Consider the following 19,348-nt stretch of genomic DNA (forward strand, 5'->3'; position numbering starts at 1 on the left):
CATTTGTGGATGCAGTGAAAGAATACAAGCAACAAGGTATACAAGCATAAGAGAAACAGACGATATGAGATTTAAAGAACAATGGATTAATTATATACACGATCTGCAAGACAAAATTTGCGCCGCCCTGGAGCAGGAAGATGGCAAGGCAACCTTTAAAGAAGACCAATGGCAGCGTGCTGAAGGCGGTGGTGGTAAAACCCGGGTAATTGCCAATGGGAATGTATTTGAAAAAGGCGGCGTAAACACCTCCGTTGTATTTGGCGAAGTAACTGATCCCATGCGCAACCAATTAAAAATAGATGGCAAAAGCTGGTTCGCCTGTGGTTTATCACTGGTATTGCATCCGGTGAACCCGTTTGTACCTACGGTGCATTGCAATTACAGAATGTTCGAGGTATATGGTGAGTCCTCCCCCTCTATTGGAGGGGGTCGGGGGGAGGCCGCCGCCGATCGCTGGTTTGGCGGCGGCACAGACCTTACGCCCTATTATTTGTTTGAAGAAGATGCCCGGCATTTTCATCAAACCTATAAGAACGCCTGCGATGCGTTTGATCCCAACTTCTACCCTGCCTTCAAAAAAGAATGTGACAACTATTTTGTGAACTGGCATCGCAATAAAGAACGCCGGGGTATTGGCGGCATCTTTTATGATCACCAACGGCCATCGGCTGAAAAGAATGTGCAATTCTGGTTCAACTTTGGTAAAACCTGTGGCGATGCGTTTATTACCGCCTATTTACCGATAGTACAGAAAAGAAAACAACTGCCCTATACCGAACAACACAAACACTGGCAGGAGATCCGTCGCGGCCGGTATGTTGAGTTCAACCTGGTGCATGACCGGGGCACGTTGTTTGGCTTGAAAACAAATGGCAGAACAGAAAGCATCTTAATGAGTTTGCCTCCTACCGTACGCTTTGAATACAATTACCAACCCCAACCAGGCAGTGAGGAAGATAAACTGTGGCAAGCGTGTTTGAACCCTGTTGATTGGGTATAACGAAATCTCTAAATCAGAAAATATTAGTTATGTATTTACAACGTCGAAACCGCATACTACGTCAGTCGCCTGCGATCAGAAGCATGGTGGCTGAAACTATTTTAACGCCGAATGATTTTATTGTGCCCCTTTTCATCAACGAGGGTGAGAACTATAAAGAAGAGATCGCTTCCATGCCAGGCTATTACCGCATGAGCCTCGACAACACCATTAAGGAAGTAAAGGAACTGTGGAGCATGGGTATAAAAAGCGTGTTGCTGTTCGTTAAAAGTAAAGACGAACTGAAAGATAATAAAGGCACAGAAGCCTTAAACCCAAAAGGTTTGATGCAACGAAGCATCCGGGCGGTAAAAGACGCCTGCCCTGAGATGCTGGTAATGACCGACGTGGCCCTTGACCCATTTTCTTCTTACGGTCACGACGGTATTGTTGAAGGTGCTGAAATTGTAAATGACGCTACGGTAGAAGTGCTGGCCCAAATGAGTGTAAGTCATGCACAGGCAGGCGCTGACTTTGTAGCCCCCAGCGATATGATGGATGGTCGTATTGCCGCCATTCGCGAAGCACTGGAAGAACACGGATTGAACAAGACCGGCATCATGAGCTATAGCGCCAAATACGCATCCTGCTTTTATGGTCCTTTCCGCGATGCACTGGACAGCGCCCCTGGCTTTGGTGATAAAAAAACCTACCAGATGGATTACAGCAACCGCATCGAAGCGGTTAAAGAAACCCTGATGGATGTGGAGGAAGGTGCGGATATCGTGATGGTAAAACCTGCATTAGCTTACCTGGATATTATTCGTGAAGTGAAAAATGCGGTATCTGTACCTGTTAGTGCGTATAACATCAGCGGTGAATATGCCATGATAAAAGCGGCCGCCAAAATGGGCTGGATAGATGAGAACAAAGCCATCCTGGAAACCCTTACTGCCATTAAAAGGGCCGGCGCTGATCTCATTGCTACATACTTTGCCAAAGATGCCGTTCGGTTGTTGTCGTGAATGGTCAATGGTGAATGGTCAATAGCATAACAATAAATGGTTACACTCTGAGTAGGTAGCATTCTATTCATTCTTAAAACCATTTACATGTTCTTAACGCTAAACCATCAAAAACTTGACTTGTATAGCATTTCAAAGACATTTGTTTCTGAATGTTATAAACTGACCAAATCCTTTCCCGTTGAAGAGAAGTTTGCAATGATCTCACAAATTAGAAGAGCAGCACTGTCGGTTCATCTAAATTTGTCTGAAGGAGCTTCCGGAAAATCAGACCAGGAAAGGAAAAGATATTATGAAGTAGCAAGAGGCTCACTCATTGAAATCGATGCTGCTTTGGATATTGCTAAAGAATTAGAATATTTAAATAACTTAGAACTAAATAAAATCGGTGATTCAATGATCGGATGCTTCAAAATTTTATCTAAATTAATTGACCCATAGAAGCCTCTCTATTGACCATTGACCATTCACCATTGACGTCTACTATGATTGAGAAAAGCATTGCATTATTCAACCGGGCGCAGCAAAGCATTCCCGGTGGCGTAAACTCCCCCGTTCGGGCTTTTAAAAGTGTGGGCGGGACCCCGGTATTCATGAAATCGGCCAAAGGCGCTTATTTGTTCGATGCCGATGGCAACCGCTATATCGACTACATCAACTCTTGGGGCCCCATGATCCTCGGCCATGCTTATGACCCAGTTGTAAAGGCCATCCAGGATTACGCACAATATTCCACCTCATTCGGCGCACCTACCGAACTGGAAATTGACATGGCGGAACTCATCATCAGCATGGTGCCCAATGTAGACCTCATTCGGATGGTTAGCAGTGGTACCGAAGCCTGTATGAGCGCCATCAGACTGGCAAGAGGCTATACCGGTCGCAATAAGATCATCAAGTTTGAAGGTTGTTATCATGGCCATGCCGATTCATTCCTGGTAAAAGCAGGCAGTGGCGTGGCTACCTTTAATATACAAACCGTACCGGGTGTTACTGCCGGCGTTGCCAATGATACACTTACCTGTGCTTACAATGACCTGGCAGCCGTTGAACAGCTGGTAGCAGAACATAAGGACCAGATCGCAGCTATCATCATAGAACCGGTTGCCGGTAATATGGGTTGCATTCTGCCCCGGGAGGGATTTCTGCAGGGCTTGCGTGCTATCTGCGATAAGAACGGTATTGTCTTCATCATGGATGAAGTAATGACCGGGTTCAGACTTGCACCCGGTGGCGCACAGGAACGTCTTAAAATAAATGCGGACCTGGTTACTTATGGTAAAGTGATCGGTGGCGGAATGCCCGTAGGCGCTTTTGGCGGCAGGAAAGAGATCATGCAACACATTTCTCCATTGGGTAATGTGTATCAGGCAGGTACCTTAAGCGGTAACCCGCTGGCCATGATCGCCGGTTATGTGATGTTGAAAACGCTGAAAGAAGATCCTTCCATTTATAAACAATTGGATGAATCAACCAGTTACCTGCGCAAGGGGTTGGATGAGGTATTGAAAGCCAGTGGAACGCCGTATGTGATCAACCAGCTTGGTTCTATGATCAGCATTCATTTCAGCGGGCATCCTATTGTTAATTTCTCTTCAGCAGCTGCTGCCAACAATGAGCTGTTCAAGAAATTCTTCCATGCCATGCTGAATCGCGGCGTGTATTTACCGCCTTCTGCTTTTGAAACCTGGTTCTTGTGCAGTGCATTAACAAAAGAAGACCTGGATGTAACCATTCAAAAGGCGAAAGAAAGCCTGCAGGAGATATTATAAAATAAATAGTCCTGTTTATAAAGGATATTGGCAAACTACTAAGTTCAATATACCCGCTCCTCATATTAGCTATTAAATAATTAAATTAAGCCGTTGATGGATTAACACCCGGATACGGCTTTTTTTATTAATATACACCAGTAAACCTCAAAGCTTCTTATGCGACCATTCACTCAACGACTGGCATCCATCGATGTATTCAGGGCACTCACCATGCTGCTGATGATCTTTGTTAACGATCTGGGAACCCTGAAGGGTATTCCCCAATGGCTCGAACATACCCAGGCCAATGAAGATGGTATGGGCCTGGCAGACACTGTGTTCCCTGCTTTTCTTTTTATAGTTGGCCTTTCTATTCCATTTGCGATTGGTAACCGCTGGGCAAAGGGTGCTTCACAAAGCAATATTCTTGGCCATATACTGATCCGCTCCTTCGCACTGCTGGTAATGGGTTTCTTTCATGTGAACCTGGAGAATTATAATCACGAAGCTGCAATACTACCAAGAACGGTTTGGGAAATACTCTTGACGATCAGTTTCTTTTTTATCTGGCTCGATTATCCTTCCACCTTTTCAGAAAGAAAAAAGATAATCTTACAAGGTGTTGGCACTGCACTGTTGGTGTTTTTAGCTGCTGTATATAAAGGCGGCAAAGATGGACAAACTGTTTGGTTGCACCCGCAATGGTGGGGTATACTGGGTTTAATTGGCTGGTCGTACCTGCTGTCGGCACTTGTCTTCCAGTTTTCAAAAGGAAGATTATCTATTTTAACAGGTGGATTTCTTTTCTTCACCTTGTTTAACATCGCCACCAAGGCAGGCTGGCTGCATGTGTTGGATCCCATTAAACATTATATCTGGATTGTAGGCGATGGTTCTTTACCTGCGCTCACGATGGCTGGTATCCTTATAGCTGTATTGTATTCCTCACTGGTTGAAAAAGGGCAATACAACAAATGCTATTGGCTCTTCTTACTATTGGGAGGATTGATGTTAGCGGGCGGATTTGCCATCAGGCCTTTAGGTGGAGGCATTTCTAAAATACACGCTACCCCATCGTGGATAGCCATCTGCACCGGCATCAGTATATTATTTTTTACAGGATTGATCTGGCTGGTTGACCGTAAAAAGAAACAACAATGGTTTGAGATAATAAAACCAGCCGGCACCAGCACACTTACCGCATATCTGCTTCCCTATATATTTTATCCGTTGGTTCAAATTGCAGGTCTCAGTTTACCTGCCTTCTTATTAACCGGTGCGGTGGGCTTAATCAAATCGCTTGTGTTTGCATTACTAATTATTCTGCTTACGGGATTATTGTCTAAATGGCGGATCCGGTTAAAAATTTGACTTGCACAACCGTTAATGTTAACGAGTTCTAAATAATAAAACACAACATGCATATAAATGATTTTATATGTATCTTTGTGTTTTCATAGGATAAGGTTTAATGGTTAATGGTATTTGATTAGTACAGCCTTCTCGATTTATCGGGAAGGTTTTTTCTTTCTTCTACCCCACCAGATCATAAACCCGGTGATGGGCAAACTGGCGGCGATCAATGAAGCGAAGAATGCTACTATCTTTCCGGGCAAACCCGCAATAGCGCCCACATGAATATCATAGTTCATTCTAAGTAACTTATCGGCTCCCTTCGCATCTTTAAACCGGCCATAAATATGATTGACCGGTAATTCCTTTAACGTATACTGATCAAAGAAGCGGTAATCGGTTTTCCAGTAGGTAGCTGCATCTGTATTCACTGCCACTTCAATGGCCGATTTATCAGTTGCCGGAAAATGCATTTCTATTGTTGCTGCATCTTTATGTTCCCGTTGCATTTGACCCCACAGTTTATCAACCGGTAAAGCTGATGCCTGAGCCAGTTTTGTGATGACTGATAATGGCTCCTGGTAGGTCAATGATTTTTTACCACCAGCTGTTTTATAAACGGCATTGGCCAGTAATTGCCAGCCAAAGATCAAACCGGTAATGGCCATAAAAATAACCACCCAGGTCATATAAAAACCCAGCACATTGTGCAGATCGTAGTTCTTACGGCGCCAGGCGGCATTCCATTTTATAGAGAACCGTTGTTTGGCCGCTGCTTTATTTCCTGGCCACCACAAGATTATACCGGTTATCATCATCACAACAAAAATGATAGTAGCATAAATAGTAATGCGCTGCCCCACGGCTTCGGGTAACCACAAATAATAATGACCCAGCAACACTATTCTGAAAAAGTCGCGGTCCATATTCTTCACCTTCAGCACTGCCCCATCATACGGGTTCGCATAGATGGTATAGTAATATTCGTTACCTGGTTCAAAATTGTAAAAGGTGGCCACCACTGCTTCGTCCCGGGCTCCGTATTGCACACTATGCACGTGTTTACCCGGCAACTGCTTTTCAACAATGTCTTTTAGTTGGGTAGGTTGTAGATAAGGGGCGTTTTGCGGCGCTACCTGTCGATAGGTCTTTCCTGTCAACTTTGAGATCTCAGCCTGAAATGCATACAAACAGCCGGTTACTGCAATGATAAAAACAACGATCCCAGACGTAAATCCCAGCCACAAATGAACTTTTCCGATAATCTTTTTAAGGGTCATATTATGACATACAAACCTATTGCATCCCGACGTTGTCGGGATTACTCAAAAAGGAAAATGATTTACGCGAAGCGGAAAGGAAAACGAATGCTTGTCCGTCCGAAGCGACAGTGAAGGCGGGTGAAAATTAGTAAATGAGAAAATGAAATACAATTAATGCAACAGCAACTCACACGGTTTCAATCCGGTTTGCTTTTTAAAGGCTGTGGAGAAGTGTGAGATAGAAGAATAGCCCAGCATCATAGATACTTCGGTTACGGTTAACCCTTTTTCATATAATAAATATCGGGCATGTTCCATGCGCTGGCTTTGGTAGAAGTCAAAGATAGTAGTACCGTATAATTCTTTAAATCCTTTTTTCAGATAGCATTCATTGATGGCTACTTTGCGGCTTAGCTCTTTAATAGTAATAGGTTCACCAATATGTTGCAGTAAGATCTCCCGGGCCTTAATGATCTTTTCGCGATCGGCTTCATTAGCCAGGAACTTGCACTGGAAGGGTTCTATTTCTTTATCATCGCCCAGCATACATTCGAGGCTGTATAACAACAGCATCTGGCTTTGGCCATTGATAAAGATATTTTCCAGGCTATCTGTATAGGTATGTCCTAACAATGCTTCCAGCACCTGGCGGGTGCGGCCGCATAAAGGAAGGATTTTTGAGAAAGAAGAAGGATGCACAAATTGTAACACCTCATCGGTAATGGTCTTCAATTTACCGGGTTTTACAAATTGCGACAGGTGCACAGATAAGAAACGGAAGGTCATTACATCGATGCTTTCTACTCTTTCGGCACAGGCCTTTGATGTATTCAGTTTACACTGATCACATTCCACCTCTTTCTGATTGCAATACATATTACCCGAAATACAAAAACGTAGCTCCACATAGTTCTCCTGTGGCGCTGATTTTTTGTAATGATATACCAACACCCCGGTATCCTCAATATTCCATTGTGAATGTTTCCGGTATCTTTTAATGGCATACTGAACCGAACCAGGCATCTGTTGCTCTTTTTCCTGCAACAGCTGTAACTGATCGTGCATGATCGGTTGCTTGTAAGCCAGTGAAAGTATATCAGGCGGATTATACATATCGGGTGCAAATTTACAGGTACAATGTTAATATTCCCAATGGTTTGTCGATTAGGGCGTCATGAGAATGTCAGAATCGGTCAATGGTCAATGAAAACAAGCCACCAACTGAGAACCAACAGCTTATTCCATACAATAGACAAACTGGTAGCCTTAACATGGCTTACATTAAAATTGTTTGCTGAACACTTAAAAAGCGCGAATAGATTGTGGATTCGGGTTGAGGCAAAAGATTATTAGCATTGAAAATAGCGAACTATTCACCATTGACCATTCACCATTCACGTTCCTAATCGAAGCTTTGGTTGCTTGAAGATGACATCTTCAGCAAACGGTCGTACTGTTCAGGTGAAAGGTCGTTGTAGAAGAAGTAAACCGGATCGAGGTGTGTGCCATTCTTATGTACTTCATAATGACAGTGTGGGCCGGTTGATTTTCCGGTACTGCCTACCCAGCCGATGATCTCACCGCGTTTGATCTTTTCGCCGGGTTTTACTTTAATGCGGTACATATGGCCATAAAGGGTTTCATATCCATAGCCATGGCTTAAAACTACGTGATTACCATAGCCATTACCCAAATTACCAGCCACTTTTACCACTCCATTGGCGGTGGCATAAATGGGCGTACCCTGGGGAGCGGCAAAGTCGAGACCGGCATGCATTTTTACCGTTTTATACACCGGGTCAATCCGGTAACCAAAACCGGAAGCCAGGCGCTTCAGGTCGCTGTTGCTAACCGGCTGAATAGCTGGCGTACAGGCCAATAGCTGTTCTTTGTTCTTGATAAAACCGGTTATTTCAACATATGATTTCTCCTGGGAGCCCATGCGGTTCTCCAGGTTGTGGAGGGAGCGTACAATGGAGTTTTCCAGTTCGTAATTGGTCATGCTGGCCACCATTTCGTTTTCTTTCTGCTGGGCCATTTCCTTCGCGCGCATGCTGTCGGGAATGGGGTTAGCCTCGAAAATGGTGCGGTAAATATCGTTATCCCGTTCTTCCAGCTGGGTCATGCGTTGCTGCATTTTCGCAACCTGCTCATCCAGTACCCAATAGCGCTCCTGCAGCTGTTCGTTGTACTGCATCAGGGCCTTTTCCTTGGTGGAAGGAAAATACTTGTAAGCGACGGAAACAATAATAAAAGAGGTAACTATAGCGGCCGAAATGAAACCGAGCACTCGCAGCAGTTTTACGTGCAGCGGAGTCTCCAGTTTTTCATAACGGAGTGTATTGGTATTGTAGTAGTACTTTATTTTCTTCATGGATACAAGCCGATTACCAAGGTTGCTTTTCAGCAAAACAGCCCGAATTAAATTACCTTTGCAGCCATTGCCTCATCGGTAACAATTACAAATATAAAGGCTTAAGAGTCAATTTTTATCAAAGATCGTTCCGTTTATGATGACCAGCGCAGAAATACGACAGCTATTCATGGATTTTTTCCGTAATAAGGGACACGAAATTGTACCATCGGCCCCTATTGTGGTAAAAAATGACCCTACCCTGCTTTTTACCAACGCGGGTATGAACCAGTTTAAAGATTACTTCCTCGGAAATAAAAAAGCCCCCTTTCCCCGGGTGGCGGATACCCAAAAATGCCTTCGGGTAAGTGGTAAACACAACGACCTGGAAGAGGTAGGCGTTGATACTTACCATCATACCATGTTTGAAATGCTCGGCAACTGGAGCTTTGGCGACTATTTCAAAAAGGAAGCCATTGCCTGGAGCTGGGAACTGCTCACCGAGGTTTATAAAATACCGAAAGACCGGTTATATGTAACTTATTTTCAAGGTGATACAGCTGAAAACCTCCCCAAAGACGAAGAAGCTTTTACAGAATGGGCCAAACTGGTACCAGCCGAGCGCATTTTGCCGGGTAATAAAAAGGATAATTTCTGGGAAATGGGCGATACCGGCCCTTGCGGTCCCTGTTCTGAAATTCACGTTGACTGCCGAACCGACGAAGAAAGAAGCCAACAAAGCGGCGCTGAACTGGTAAATAAAGACCATGCCCAGGTTATCGAGATCTGGAACAACGTATTAATGCAGTTCAACCGTAAAAAAGATAGTTCCCTGGAGCCCCTTCCCGCCAAACACGTGGATACCGGAATGGGCTTTGAACGCCTGGTTAGAGTGCTGCAGGGCAAACAGTCGAATTACGATTCTGATGTTTTCACCGGCACCATCGCCGCCATCGAGACTATCACTAAGAAAAAATACGATTCAAACACTACCCCCTCCACCGGAGGGGGCAAGGGGGAGGCCTGGCATCAGGCGGTAGCCTTCCGGGTACTGGCAGATCATATTCGCGCCATCAGCTTTACTATTGCCGATAGTCAACTGCCATCCAATACCGGGGCCGGTTATGTGATCCGCCGCATTTTGCGCCGGGCCGTTCGTTATTATTATACGTATCTCGATTATAAACAGCCCCTGCTGCACCAACTGGTGCCCGTGCTGTCCACCCAGTTTCAAACGGTTTTTCCTGAACTGCAGCAGCAGCAGGACTTTGTTGCCAAAGTAATCAAGGAAGAAGAAGAAGCTTTCCTGCGTACGCTGGAAAAAGGGTTGAAGAAGATCGATGAGATCATCGGTTCTACCAAAAACAAGATCATCAATGGCTCAGCCGCTTTTGAGCTGTACGACACTTATGGTTTCCCCATTGACCTTACCAGGTTGATAGCCCGTGAAAATAACCTGGAAGTAGACGAGAAAGAGTTTGAAGCCGAAATGAAGCAGCAAAAAGACCGCGCCCGTGCCGCTACTGCCATTAGTGCTGAAGACTGGGTTGTGCTGAGAGAAAATGGAAGCACCAGCTTTATCGGCTACAACAATACCCAGGCCGAAGCCAAAGTAATAAAGTACCGTAAAGTAACCGCCAAAGGAAAGACCTCTTTCCAACTGGTGCTGAACACCACGCCTTTTTATGCCGAAAGCGGCGGACAGGTTGGCGATACCGGTACGTTGTTTTTTGAAGGTGAAGAAGTGGCCGTAATTGACACCAAAAAAGAAAATGACCTCATCATTCATTTTGTTGAAAAGCTGCCGATCAACATAACCGGTATTGTTGATGCCCGCATCAATACAAGCCGCAGGTCAAGAACAGCCGTTCACCACTCAGCCACTCACCTGCTGCATGCAGCCCTGCGAAAAGTACTGGGCACCCACGTGGCGCAAAAAGGCTCGCTGGTAAACGATGAATACCTGCGCTTTGACTTTTCGCATTTCGCCAAAATGACCACTGATGAAATTGCAAAAGTAGAAGCCATTGTAAATGAGAAGATCCGCGCCAACATACCGGTAGTTATAAAAGAATTGCCGAAGGAAGAAGCCCTGAAACTGGGCGCCATGGCGTTGTTTGGTGAAAAGTATGGCGATGTGGTTCGCGTAGTGATCATGGACCCTGCCTATTCGGTTGAACTGTGCGGTGGTACCCACGTAGGCGCTACAGGCGAACTGGGTCTGTTTAAAATAAAACATGAAACAGCGGTAGCCGCCGGTGTTCGCCGTATTGAAGCCCTTTGCGGACTGGCAGCTGAACAATACATCAACGAACAATTAAGCCACCTGCAACAGGTGAAGGAAGAGCTGAAAAGTCCCGCCGATCTGTTAAAAGCCGTGCAGAACCTGGCTGCCGATAACAACGACCTGAAGAAAAAGCTGGAACACCTGGAAAACCGCATACTGGTAGGCGTTCGCAATGAATTATTGCATAAAGACGAGATCATCAACGGCGTTACGTTCGTGGGGGATATTGTAGAAGTAGGCAATGCCGATGCATTAAAGAAATTATGCTTCGACATGAAGAATCACCTGAACGACCATGTGGTGGTATTATGCGCCAATATCGGCGGCAAACCTTTTGTTGCCGTTGGTATTGCTGATACCGTAGCCGCAGCCCGCTCGCTCGATGCCGGCAAGATCATAAAAGAGCACATCGCTCCCCTGATAAAAGGTGGCGGCGGCGGACAAAAAACCCTGGCCACAGCCGGTGGACAGGATGCCGGGAAGTTGCAAGAAGTGATCAATAAAGTAAAGAGCTTATTGTAATATAAATTTAATACTGCGTCCCCAAGAGCAGGCGTTGAAAAGTTAACAAGTTGACAAGGGAAAACCGCCCAATTGAATGTCAACTTGTTAACTTTTTAATTCCAAAACCTTTATCAACACTATCAATTCCGTCATCTCTATCAACCTCCCTCTTTGACCCTCTCAGCCGCCTTCTTACTCGTTAACTTGTCAACATGTTAACCCGTCGACTTTCCCCCAACCTTAACATTTCCGAATATTTTCGTATTTCAATTAAATTCCTATATTTGATGTACGAAAGTTGACGTAGTATATTGTAAATACTTAAAACTCTTGATACCATGAGACGATTTCTGATTTCCTGCACCGCCATTGCAGCCGTATCGCTTCTGTTGTGCCAACCCCTGGCCGCCCAGGATACAAAGGATAAAGACAAGGATAAGGACAAATCCAAAATGAACGATAATGAAGAGATCATTATCAAAAGAAAGGGCGACAAAGACACCAAGGTCACCATTGAAATAAAAGGTGATGAAGTAACGGTGAATGGAAAACCGCTGGAAGATTTTGATGATGATAACCTGGTTATAAAAAAAGGCAGGACCTTGTATTATGGCGGCCACTCTCCTTTTACCGGTGGCAATGCATTCAGTTTTGATAGCCGTGGTAACGACAATGCTCCTTTTTTGGGTGTAGCTATGGATAAAGCGGAGAAAGCCGGCGCCGAAATTGAAGAGGTAACAGAGAATAGTGCAGCAGATAAAGCCGGTTTAAAGGAAAACGATATCATCACAAAAATTGATGATGAAACTATAGCCACCCCCGATGATGTAACCCGCATCGTGCGCAAACACAAACCCGATGATAAAATAGAGATCACCTACGACAGAAAAGGCAAAACTGAAAAAACTACCGTTACGTTGGGCAAAAAAAGCCGCAGGACCCTGACATTCACATCGCCCAATCCTATGCCCATGCCGAATTTAAATTTCGACTGGGAGGACCATGGTAATTTCAACCACAACTTCAATTTCAACTATAATGGCAAACCGCGGCTGGGGATAAAAGCCCAGGACACTGAGGATGGCAAGGGCGTAAAAGTGCTGGATGTTGATAATGAATCTGCAGCTGAAAAAGCCGGCATTAAAAAAGACGATGTGATCACCGAGTTTGATGGCAAAAAAGTAAGCAGTACCGAAGACCTGGTGAATGCCTCCCACGAGTCAAGGGAAAAACCAGCCGTTAAAGTAACCTTTAACAGGAATGGCAAATCGCAATCAGTTGAAATTAAAACACCTAAAAAGCTAAAAACCGCCGATTTGTAAGTTTTCAAATAGCAGCCCTATATTACAGCCGTTCCTCCCGTTTAGCTGGGCGGAGCGGCTTTTTTATTAAAAATACCATAACCAGAAATGAGGTATTTTTGTCTGATTTTTCACCATTTTAGGCAATCAGAATAATATGTCGACAATTTACGATGCATATGAAGTAGTTGTAGGTCTGGAAGTGCATGCCCAGTTACTCACCGACAGTAAGCTGTTTTGTGGCGATAGCGCGGCTTTTGGCGGCGATCCCAATACACACATCAGCCCCATTACACTGGCGCACCCCGGCACCTTGCCCAAATTGAATAAAAAGGCCATTTCCTATGCCGTTAAAATTGGCCTGGCCTGTAATTGCAGCATTACCCGGCATAATTATTTTGCCCGCAAAAATTACTTTTATCCCGACCTGCCAAAGGGCTACCAGCTTACGCAACACACCACCCCTATTTGTGTGGGTGGTCACGTAACCATCCGTACGCAGGAAGGCCCCAGGGACATTCAGCTCAACCGCATTCATATGGAAGAGGATGCAGGTAAAAGTCTGCACGATGTTGACCCAAAAAACACCAGCGTTGATTACAATCGCGCCGGCGTTCCATTAGTTGAAATAGTTACTGAGCCCGATATCCATAGCGGCGACGAAGCCTATGCCTATCTTACCGAGCTGAGAAAGCTGTTACGCTATCTCGAGATCTGCGATGGGAATATGGAAGAAGGCAGCATGCGTTGCGACGCCAACATCTCCGTTCGTAAAAAAGGAGATCCCAAACTGGGTACCAAAGTAGAGGTAAAGAATCTCAACTCCATCCGTAATGTAAAACGGGCTATTGAATTTGAAGCAAAACGCCTGGTAGATATTATTGAAGCAGGTGAAAAGATCATCCAACAAACAAGAAGTTTCGACGCTGGCAATGGTACTACCTTCGCCCTGCGCACCAAGGACGACGCCAACGATTACCGGTATTTTGCCGATCCCGATCTTACCCCGTTTGTAGTTACAGACGCCTTGCTGCAGGAAGTTAAAAGTTCCATACCCGCATTGCCTGAAGAACGCGTAGCCCGATATATCCAACAGTTACAGTTACCTGAATACGATGCCCGCGTTATAACCGATGAAAAAGAACTGTCTGTTTATTTTGAACAGATCATCGGGCATTCGGCCAATTACAAAGCAGCCGCCAACTGGATGCTGGGCCCCATTAAATCATGGTTGAATGAAACGGGAGAACCCATTACTGCATTCCCCATACAACCTGCAGTTATTGCCTCGCTGATAGCCCTGATCGATAGCAACCAGGTAAATTTTTCCGTGGCTTCTACCAAAATATTTACCGCCCTGTTAAAAGAACCCGGTAAAGAACCGTTACAAATAGCCTCAGCGCTGAACCTGTTGCAGGATTCTGATGAAGGCAATGTTTCCGCCTGGGTGGAGGAAGTGCTGAACAAAATGCCAGAGAAAGTATCAGAATATAAAAAAGGTAAAAAGGGATTGATCGGGTTATTTGTAGGAGAAGTAAAAAAAGTATCAAAGGGAAAAGCCGATCCAAAACTTACCAATGATATCCTTTTAAAAAAACTGCAATAACTATAAATAAAAAACACATAGATGAAACGAATTTCGAACTGGCTATTGCCGATACTAATGGTTACAGTGGGCGCCTGTGGAGCAAAAGAAAAGGGCACACTGGAAGTAACCGGCAATATTGCCAATCTTGATAAAGTAGCAAATCAATACCCGCACGCAGTTAAAAATGGAACGGTTACCTTATTCTTATATGAAGTACCATTCGGTGGCGACCTGCCTCCTGTTCAACTGGATTCAGTTACTATTTCAGCCGATAAAAGATCATATACATTAAAAGGCCAGGCCCCCAATGTAGGCATGTTTAACCTGGTAGTGGCCGATGGTCCCATGGTTCCGCTGGTGAACGATGCACCCACCATTACCGTCAATATGGATATGGCTAATGATAAATTCTACACTGTAGCCGGTTCTGTTGCCAGCCGCGAGTTACAGGATTTTATTTTCACCTACGATGTTAAAAGTGTAAGCGCTGAGCAAGCCATGAACAAACTGGATAGCCTTAAACGCATTGGCGCGCCAGACAGTACGCTGCTCAACCTTACCAACCGCAAGAACGCTGCTATAAAAGAGTTGAATGAGTATATGAAGCGCATAATGGGTGATGTAAGCCAGCCTGTAGTAGCAGCCTTTGTATTGGGCCGGTCGGCCAAAACGTTGCCACAAACCGAGTTTGAAACTGCCCTGAACAGCTTAACACAAAAGTATACCGGCGATTCGAACCTGGCAGAAATGAAGAAAAGATACAATGCTTATAAAGAGCAGGTTGAAAAAATAAGAGCACAACAGGACCAACAAAATGCCTGGGTAGGTAAAAAAGCACCCGAATTAACCTTACCCGATGTAAATGGAAAAAAGGTTTCCATCTCAAATTTCAAAGGAAAGTATTTGCTGGTTGATTTCTGGGCAAGCTGGTGCCCACCCTGCCGGGCCGAAAACCCTAATGTAGTAGCGGCCTTCAATAAATACAAAGACAAGAACTTCACCATCCTGGGCGTATCGCTCGATAAAAAGAAAGATAACTGGCTTGAAGCCATCAAAGCAGATCAGTTAAAATGGACACATGTGAGCGACCTTGCATTCTGGGACAGCAAAGCAGTGACCACTTTTGGTTTCACTGGCATTCCTTACAACGTATTGATCGATCCGGAAGGCAATGTGATTGGTGAAGGGTTACGCGGTGAAGAACTGGAAAATAAATTACACGAAATATTTCTGAAATAACTTTCATAGGGCTTTAAGTTGTACAAAGTAAAACGTCCTCCAGGCTGAGCCGGGAGGACGTTTTCTTTTAGTATTATTAGGAATCAATACCCTTCGTTCTGCGTGAGTACTTTTTTGCTTTTATCTACTTCCAGTTGGGGTATGGGGAAAATATTCTTTTGTGCGCCAAAAGGCTGGGTTGGTAATTTAGTTTTCCCATCGGTATCGAACTTGTAGGTAACAGCCCCTTTTGTCCGCATCAGGTCCCAGAAACGATGGCCTTCAAAAGCCAGTTCAATCCGGCGCTCACCTAAAATGGCAGCTATCAGCGAATCTTTATTAAGAAAACTTCCTGCAGTATAAGACAAGGTAGTAATTGCCTTTGCACGATCCCTTACTATATTCAATTTGGCAACAGCGTCGGCATCGACACCAGTAGCAGTACGAGCCTGCGCTTCGGCATAGGTCAATAACACTTCCGGATACCTGATAATAGGCGCCCAGTCGGACCGCGAAGCCACATCCGGATATTTGGTAGTGAACAGGGAACCGTTTACTCCGGTAGCGAGCATACCTCTTCTTTTATCGTCTGCAAGAAAGTAACGATTGGAGTCCAGAAAGTTACTGGAAACCGCCAGATCGGCCCTGCCTGTAGCACTATAATTCTGCGGCAATGAATAATTGGTGTTTGGGTTATCAAGAATGCTATTCGGGATTGACCAGATGGTTTCAGCGGTAGTATAATGGCCGGGACCAAAGGCGCCATTGACCGTACTGTTCAAAGCAAAGGTCCCATACATGCCATTGATCACATCCAGGGCCTGCTTTTTTGCATTGGCATAATCGCCTTTATACAAATAAACCCGTGAAAGAAAAGAAGCAGCGGAGGCTTTGGTGCCACGGGTTTTATTATTGTACGCCGTATCAGTGGTAGTAGAATAACTTACAGGAAGATCGGCCAATGCTTCTGTAAGGTCCTTTATAATGGCTGTATATATGTCGCTTACGCTTGCCCTTGGTTTATTGGCATCGGGATCGTTTGAAGTATAGCTTACAGTTATTAATGGTATACCTGGGTGCGAGGCGTCTGTTGTAAATGCATATGGTTGTGCAAAATAGTTTACCAGGTAAAAATCGGCCACTGCCCTAACAAATTTACATTCCGCAATCAGTGCATTGGCTTTAGCGGGGGTTAACTTGTCGCTATTGGCGGTAATACCAGCCATGGCCCTGTTGGCCCGTGCAATGGCATCATAGCCCGCCGTCCAGATACTTGCGGCAAAAGCACTGTTTGATAACTGGCTAAAACGGCTGATTTCGGCCGTAGTTTGCCCCCGGTCAAAAACATCTTCGCCCATAGCGTCTACATAAAGCAATGCCCGCCCGCCTAAGAATTGGGGGTTCTGCAACCCATCATAACTGGCAAGAGTGGTGGCTTCAATTTTTTCAGGTGTTGAAAAAGCAAGATCACTGTACAGCATATCCTGCGGATTGATATCAAGCACTTTCTTCTGACAGGAACTGCCGGCAAGCGCTATTAACAAGAGACTATACAATATATATCGCATAAACTATTTTCTATTTTAAGTATTTGAATGCAATGCAGCACTTATAAGCCCAGGTTAATACCCATGGTAAAGGTGCGGGAAAAATAAGGTCTGAATTTATCGATGCCCAAACCGATGTTCGTTTCTCCTACACTGTTTGCCTCTGGATCTATGCCGGAGTAACCGGTGAATGTATACAGGTTACTGCCTTGTACATAGAAACGCAACCTGCTTACCTTGATGCGTTCAGTAACAGTCTTGGGTATTGTGTAACCTATTTGCACATTGCGGATCCGCAAAAAATCACCTTTCTCTAACCAGCGGGTCGATGAAGTTGAGGTTGATGTCCAGATGTTGTCTTTCGCGTCCAGACGCGGCACATCGGTATTGTCACCTGGTTTTTTCCAGGCCTTCAGTATATCCGTTGATTTATTATTTACATTGTCATACTTCATCAGGTACAGCATGGTTTGATTATATACGCTAAATCCAAGGGCATACTGCAGGTCGATGCTTGCATCAAAATTGAAGTAGTTGAAAGTTTGACTAATACCTCCATAAAACTTAGGATAGGGTGATTGATTGGTCAATACCCGGTCTGAAGCAGTTATAGGGGTAGTTTTGCTGTTATCCTTTACTAATGTCCAGGGCGAAGTGGAGTTAGCATAGTCGTATTGTTTTTGGTTTCCATTCACATCCAAAAAGGTGGGCAGCCCATTCACCGGATTTACGCCGGCCCAGCGGATAAGATAAAAAACGCCCAGTGGTTGTCCTGGCCGGGCAATGGAAAAGGAAGCTCTGGAATCATTATTATCATACAGATCATCGCCAAAGAGATTGGTGGCAATCACTTTGGTTTTGTTCCAGGCCGCATTGAAATTAATATCCCAGGCAAAATTACGTCTATGTAACACCGGTGTAGCTATGGTCAGTTCAATACCGCGGCTCCGCAGCTCCCCAACGTTTTCGGTAATAGTATTACCAGGGAAGCCAAGTGTAGCCAAAACCGGGTTATTCAATATCAGGTCAATTGTTTTGCGGTTATAATATTCCAGGGTAAAGCTGGTGTGCTTCCACAATACGGCATCGATGCCCGCATCAAATTGCAAATGCCGTTCCCAACGTAAAGCCGAATTACCGGGGTTCGCTAATGTCAGCACCGGAATATCGGCATAGGTGCCGGGTGCTATTGTACTACGGCCAGGAAAATAACCAATGTTTGAGTTACCGGTTACCCCGTAGCTGCCACGTAGTTTCAGGTCGTTCACAAAATGATAGCCTCGCATAAAATCCTCTTCGGTTACCCGCCAGGCTACCGACCCTGAAGGAAAGTAACCCCATTGTTTATCTTTTCCAAAACGGCTATCAGCATCTGTTCTGAAATTAAAAGTGGCCAGGTATTTTTTTCTGAAACCATAATTGATCCAGCCAAAATAGGAAGCCAGCCCATCGTCAATGCCATCAATTCCATCATAACCAGCTACATCCTTGTAATTGCCAGGGTCTATTATCAACAGATCAGGATTAATGATACCCGAGCCAGCTTTGTAAGTGAATTTACTGGTACGGCGGGTGTATTCTGCGCCAGCCAGTACATTCAGTTCATGATCGGCGCCAATTTGCCGGTTATAGTTTAATGTATTGAACCAGCTCCAGGTATTTTTTTCATTATAATTAGTTTGCCGCAATCCTCCAAGCTGAACTCCATCCCCAATGTCTTTATTCCAGAAGCCATCTATGTAGGCGCTTGAATAGTCAATATTCACCTGGCTTTTCAACTTAAGCCCTTTTACCGGTTGCAGCTCGCCAAATGCACTTCCAATAAAACGGCGCGCATCGCGGTCTTCATAATTCCATTGGGTTACCGCCAGCGGGTTGGGTGTAGCGTATCCGCTGAAATCTTTATTTCCACCCGTTCCACTATAATATTTTCCATCAGGGCCATAAACCGGAATATTGGGGAATGCGGTGATTGGGCCGTATGGAATTCCTGAAAAAACAGTACCTGCACCAGAGGCGATATTATCTGCCATAGTGCGTGAATACTGGGTGTTCATGCCAAATTGCAACCAGTCAGTAACCTTTGAAGTTAAATTCACGCGGGCAGAACCTCTTTTTTGTGAAGTAGATCTAATATAGCCCTGGTTTTCATTATAGTTGAAGGAAGCGAAATA

14 protein-coding genes are annotated in these 19,348 nt (G+C 44.8%); 9 read left to right on the plus strand and 5 right to left on the minus strand.

All coding sequences use genetic code 11. From position 1 onward, the window contains the following. The first annotated feature begins 64 nt into the window (after positions 1 to 64). The 5 genes from hemF (at position 65) to ACJ751_RS05265 (ending at position 5,132) form a co-directional block, all read left to right on the plus strand. Complete coding sequence (hemF, locus tag ACJ751_RS05245; RefSeq protein WP_407744322.1) at positions 65 to 1,003, plus strand: oxygen-dependent coproporphyrinogen oxidase; 939 nt, start codon at positions 65 to 67, stop codon at positions 1,001 to 1,003. A gap of 29 nt (positions 1,004 to 1,032) precedes the next feature. Beyond that, positions 1,033 to 2,007, plus strand: a complete 975-nt coding sequence (hemB, locus tag ACJ751_RS05250) for a porphobilinogen synthase (protein WP_407744323.1) — start codon at positions 1,033 to 1,035, stop codon at positions 2,005 to 2,007. Positions 2,008 to 2,094: 87 nt separating this feature from the next. Further along, positions 2,095 to 2,448 carry a four helix bundle protein gene (locus ACJ751_RS05255; RefSeq protein WP_407744324.1) on the plus strand — a complete coding sequence of 118 codons (354 nt, stop codon included), beginning with the start codon at positions 2,095 to 2,097 and terminating at the stop codon, positions 2,446 to 2,448. A 44-nt stretch (positions 2,449 to 2,492) separates the two neighbouring features. Then, positions 2,493 to 3,779, plus strand: coding sequence for a glutamate-1-semialdehyde 2,1-aminomutase (gene hemL / locus ACJ751_RS05260; protein WP_407744325.1), 1,287 nt, complete (start codon positions 2,493 to 2,495; stop codon positions 3,777 to 3,779). A 159-nt stretch (positions 3,780 to 3,938) separates the two neighbouring features. Then, complete coding sequence (locus ACJ751_RS05265; protein WP_407744326.1) at positions 3,939 to 5,132, plus strand: DUF5009 domain-containing protein; 1,194 nt, start codon at positions 3,939 to 3,941, stop codon at positions 5,130 to 5,132. 137 nt (positions 5,133 to 5,269) lie between these two features. Here ACJ751_RS05265 and ACJ751_RS05270 read toward each other — a convergent pair whose 3' ends face one another. The 3 genes from ACJ751_RS05270 to ACJ751_RS05280 form a co-directional block, all read right to left on the minus strand. Then, entirely contained in the window at positions 5,270 to 6,394 is a 1,125-nt protein-coding gene (locus ACJ751_RS05270; RefSeq protein ID WP_407744327.1) for a PepSY-associated TM helix domain-containing protein, read from the minus strand. A 153-nt stretch (positions 6,395 to 6,547) separates the two neighbouring features. Next, positions 6,548 to 7,489: a helix-turn-helix domain-containing protein gene (locus ACJ751_RS05275; protein WP_407744328.1), complete on the minus strand. Its 942-nt coding sequence runs from the start codon at positions 7,487 to 7,489 to the stop codon at positions 6,548 to 6,550. 289 nt (positions 7,490 to 7,778) lie between these two features. After that, positions 7,779 to 8,750, minus strand: a complete 972-nt coding sequence (locus ACJ751_RS05280; protein ID WP_407744329.1) for a M23 family metallopeptidase — start codon at positions 8,748 to 8,750, stop codon at positions 7,779 to 7,781. Between the two features lie 136 nt (positions 8,751 to 8,886). Here ACJ751_RS05280 and alaS point away from each other — a divergent pair, with 136 nt between their 5' ends. From alaS to ACJ751_RS05300, 4 genes are all read left to right on the plus strand, one after another. Continuing rightward, the gene (alaS, locus tag ACJ751_RS05285) at positions 8,887 to 11,538 is read left to right on the plus strand and encodes an alanine--tRNA ligase (protein ID WP_407744330.1); all 2,652 of its coding nucleotides are present in this window, start codon (positions 8,887 to 8,889) and stop codon (positions 11,536 to 11,538) included. Between the two features lie 320 nt (positions 11,539 to 11,858). Further along, positions 11,859 to 12,842 (plus strand): PDZ domain-containing protein, encoded by a 984-nt coding sequence (locus tag ACJ751_RS05290; RefSeq protein ID WP_407744331.1) that lies wholly within the window; start codon positions 11,859 to 11,861, stop codon positions 12,840 to 12,842. A gap of 136 nt (positions 12,843 to 12,978) precedes the next feature. Further along, positions 12,979 to 14,427, plus strand: coding sequence for an Asp-tRNA(Asn)/Glu-tRNA(Gln) amidotransferase subunit GatB (gene gatB / locus ACJ751_RS05295; RefSeq protein ID WP_407744332.1), 1,449 nt, complete (start codon positions 12,979 to 12,981; stop codon positions 14,425 to 14,427). Positions 14,428 to 14,448: 21 nt separating this feature from the next. Continuing rightward, positions 14,449 to 15,648 (plus strand): TlpA family protein disulfide reductase, encoded by a 1,200-nt coding sequence (locus tag ACJ751_RS05300; RefSeq protein ID WP_407744333.1) that lies wholly within the window; start codon positions 14,449 to 14,451, stop codon positions 15,646 to 15,648. A gap of 83 nt (positions 15,649 to 15,731) precedes the next feature. On the opposite strand, the gene ACJ751_RS05305 is transcribed toward ACJ751_RS05300, so the two are convergent. Both ACJ751_RS05305 and ACJ751_RS05310 read right to left on the minus strand, forming a co-directional pair. Next, entirely contained in the window at positions 15,732 to 17,195 is a 1,464-nt protein-coding gene (locus ACJ751_RS05305) for a RagB/SusD family nutrient uptake outer membrane protein (RefSeq protein WP_407744334.1), read from the minus strand. A gap of 41 nt (positions 17,196 to 17,236) precedes the next feature. Next, a partial coding sequence (locus ACJ751_RS05310) for a SusC/RagA family TonB-linked outer membrane protein (RefSeq protein WP_407744335.1) occupies positions 17,237 to 19,348 on the minus strand: 2,112 nt, incomplete at its 5' end.

The sequence above is a fragment of the Niastella sp. genome, assembly GCF_045805085.1.
GTDB lineage: Bacteria > Bacteroidota > Bacteroidia > Chitinophagales > Chitinophagaceae > Niastella.

Excerpts from the sequence above, each read along its gene's own strand:
- ACJ751_RS05275 (WP_407744328.1), bottom strand. The coding sequence starts at position 7,489 with ATGTATAATCCGCCTGATATACTTTCACTGGCTTACAAGCAACCGATC.
- ACJ751_RS05290 (WP_407744331.1), top strand. The coding sequence starts at position 11,859 with ATGAGACGATTTCTGATTTCCTGCACCGCCATTGCAGCCGTATCGCTT.
- ACJ751_RS05280 (WP_407744329.1), bottom strand. The coding sequence starts at position 8,750 with ATGAAGAAAATAAAGTACTACTACAATACCAATACACTCCGTTATGAA.
- ACJ751_RS05305 (WP_407744334.1), bottom strand. The coding sequence starts at position 17,195 with ATGCGATATATATTGTATAGTCTCTTGTTAATAGCGCTTGCCGGCAGT.
- ACJ751_RS05270 (WP_407744327.1), bottom strand. The coding sequence starts at position 6,394 with ATGACCCTTAAAAAGATTATCGGAAAAGTTCATTTGTGGCTGGGATTT.
- ACJ751_RS05255 (WP_407744324.1), top strand. The coding sequence starts at position 2,095 with ATGTTCTTAACGCTAAACCATCAAAAACTTGACTTGTATAGCATTTCA.
- alaS (WP_407744330.1), top strand. The coding sequence starts at position 8,887 with ATGATGACCAGCGCAGAAATACGACAGCTATTCATGGATTTTTTCCGT.
- ACJ751_RS05300 (WP_407744333.1), top strand. The coding sequence starts at position 14,449 with ATGAAACGAATTTCGAACTGGCTATTGCCGATACTAATGGTTACAGTG.
- hemF (WP_407744322.1), top strand. The coding sequence starts at position 65 with ATGAGATTTAAAGAACAATGGATTAATTATATACACGATCTGCAAGAC.
- hemL (WP_407744325.1), top strand. The coding sequence starts at position 2,493 with ATGATTGAGAAAAGCATTGCATTATTCAACCGGGCGCAGCAAAGCATT.
- hemB (WP_407744323.1), top strand. The coding sequence starts at position 1,033 with ATGTATTTACAACGTCGAAACCGCATACTACGTCAGTCGCCTGCGATC.
- gatB (WP_407744332.1), top strand. The coding sequence starts at position 12,979 with ATGTCGACAATTTACGATGCATATGAAGTAGTTGTAGGTCTGGAAGTG.
- ACJ751_RS05265 (WP_407744326.1), top strand. The coding sequence starts at position 3,939 with ATGCGACCATTCACTCAACGACTGGCATCCATCGATGTATTCAGGGCA.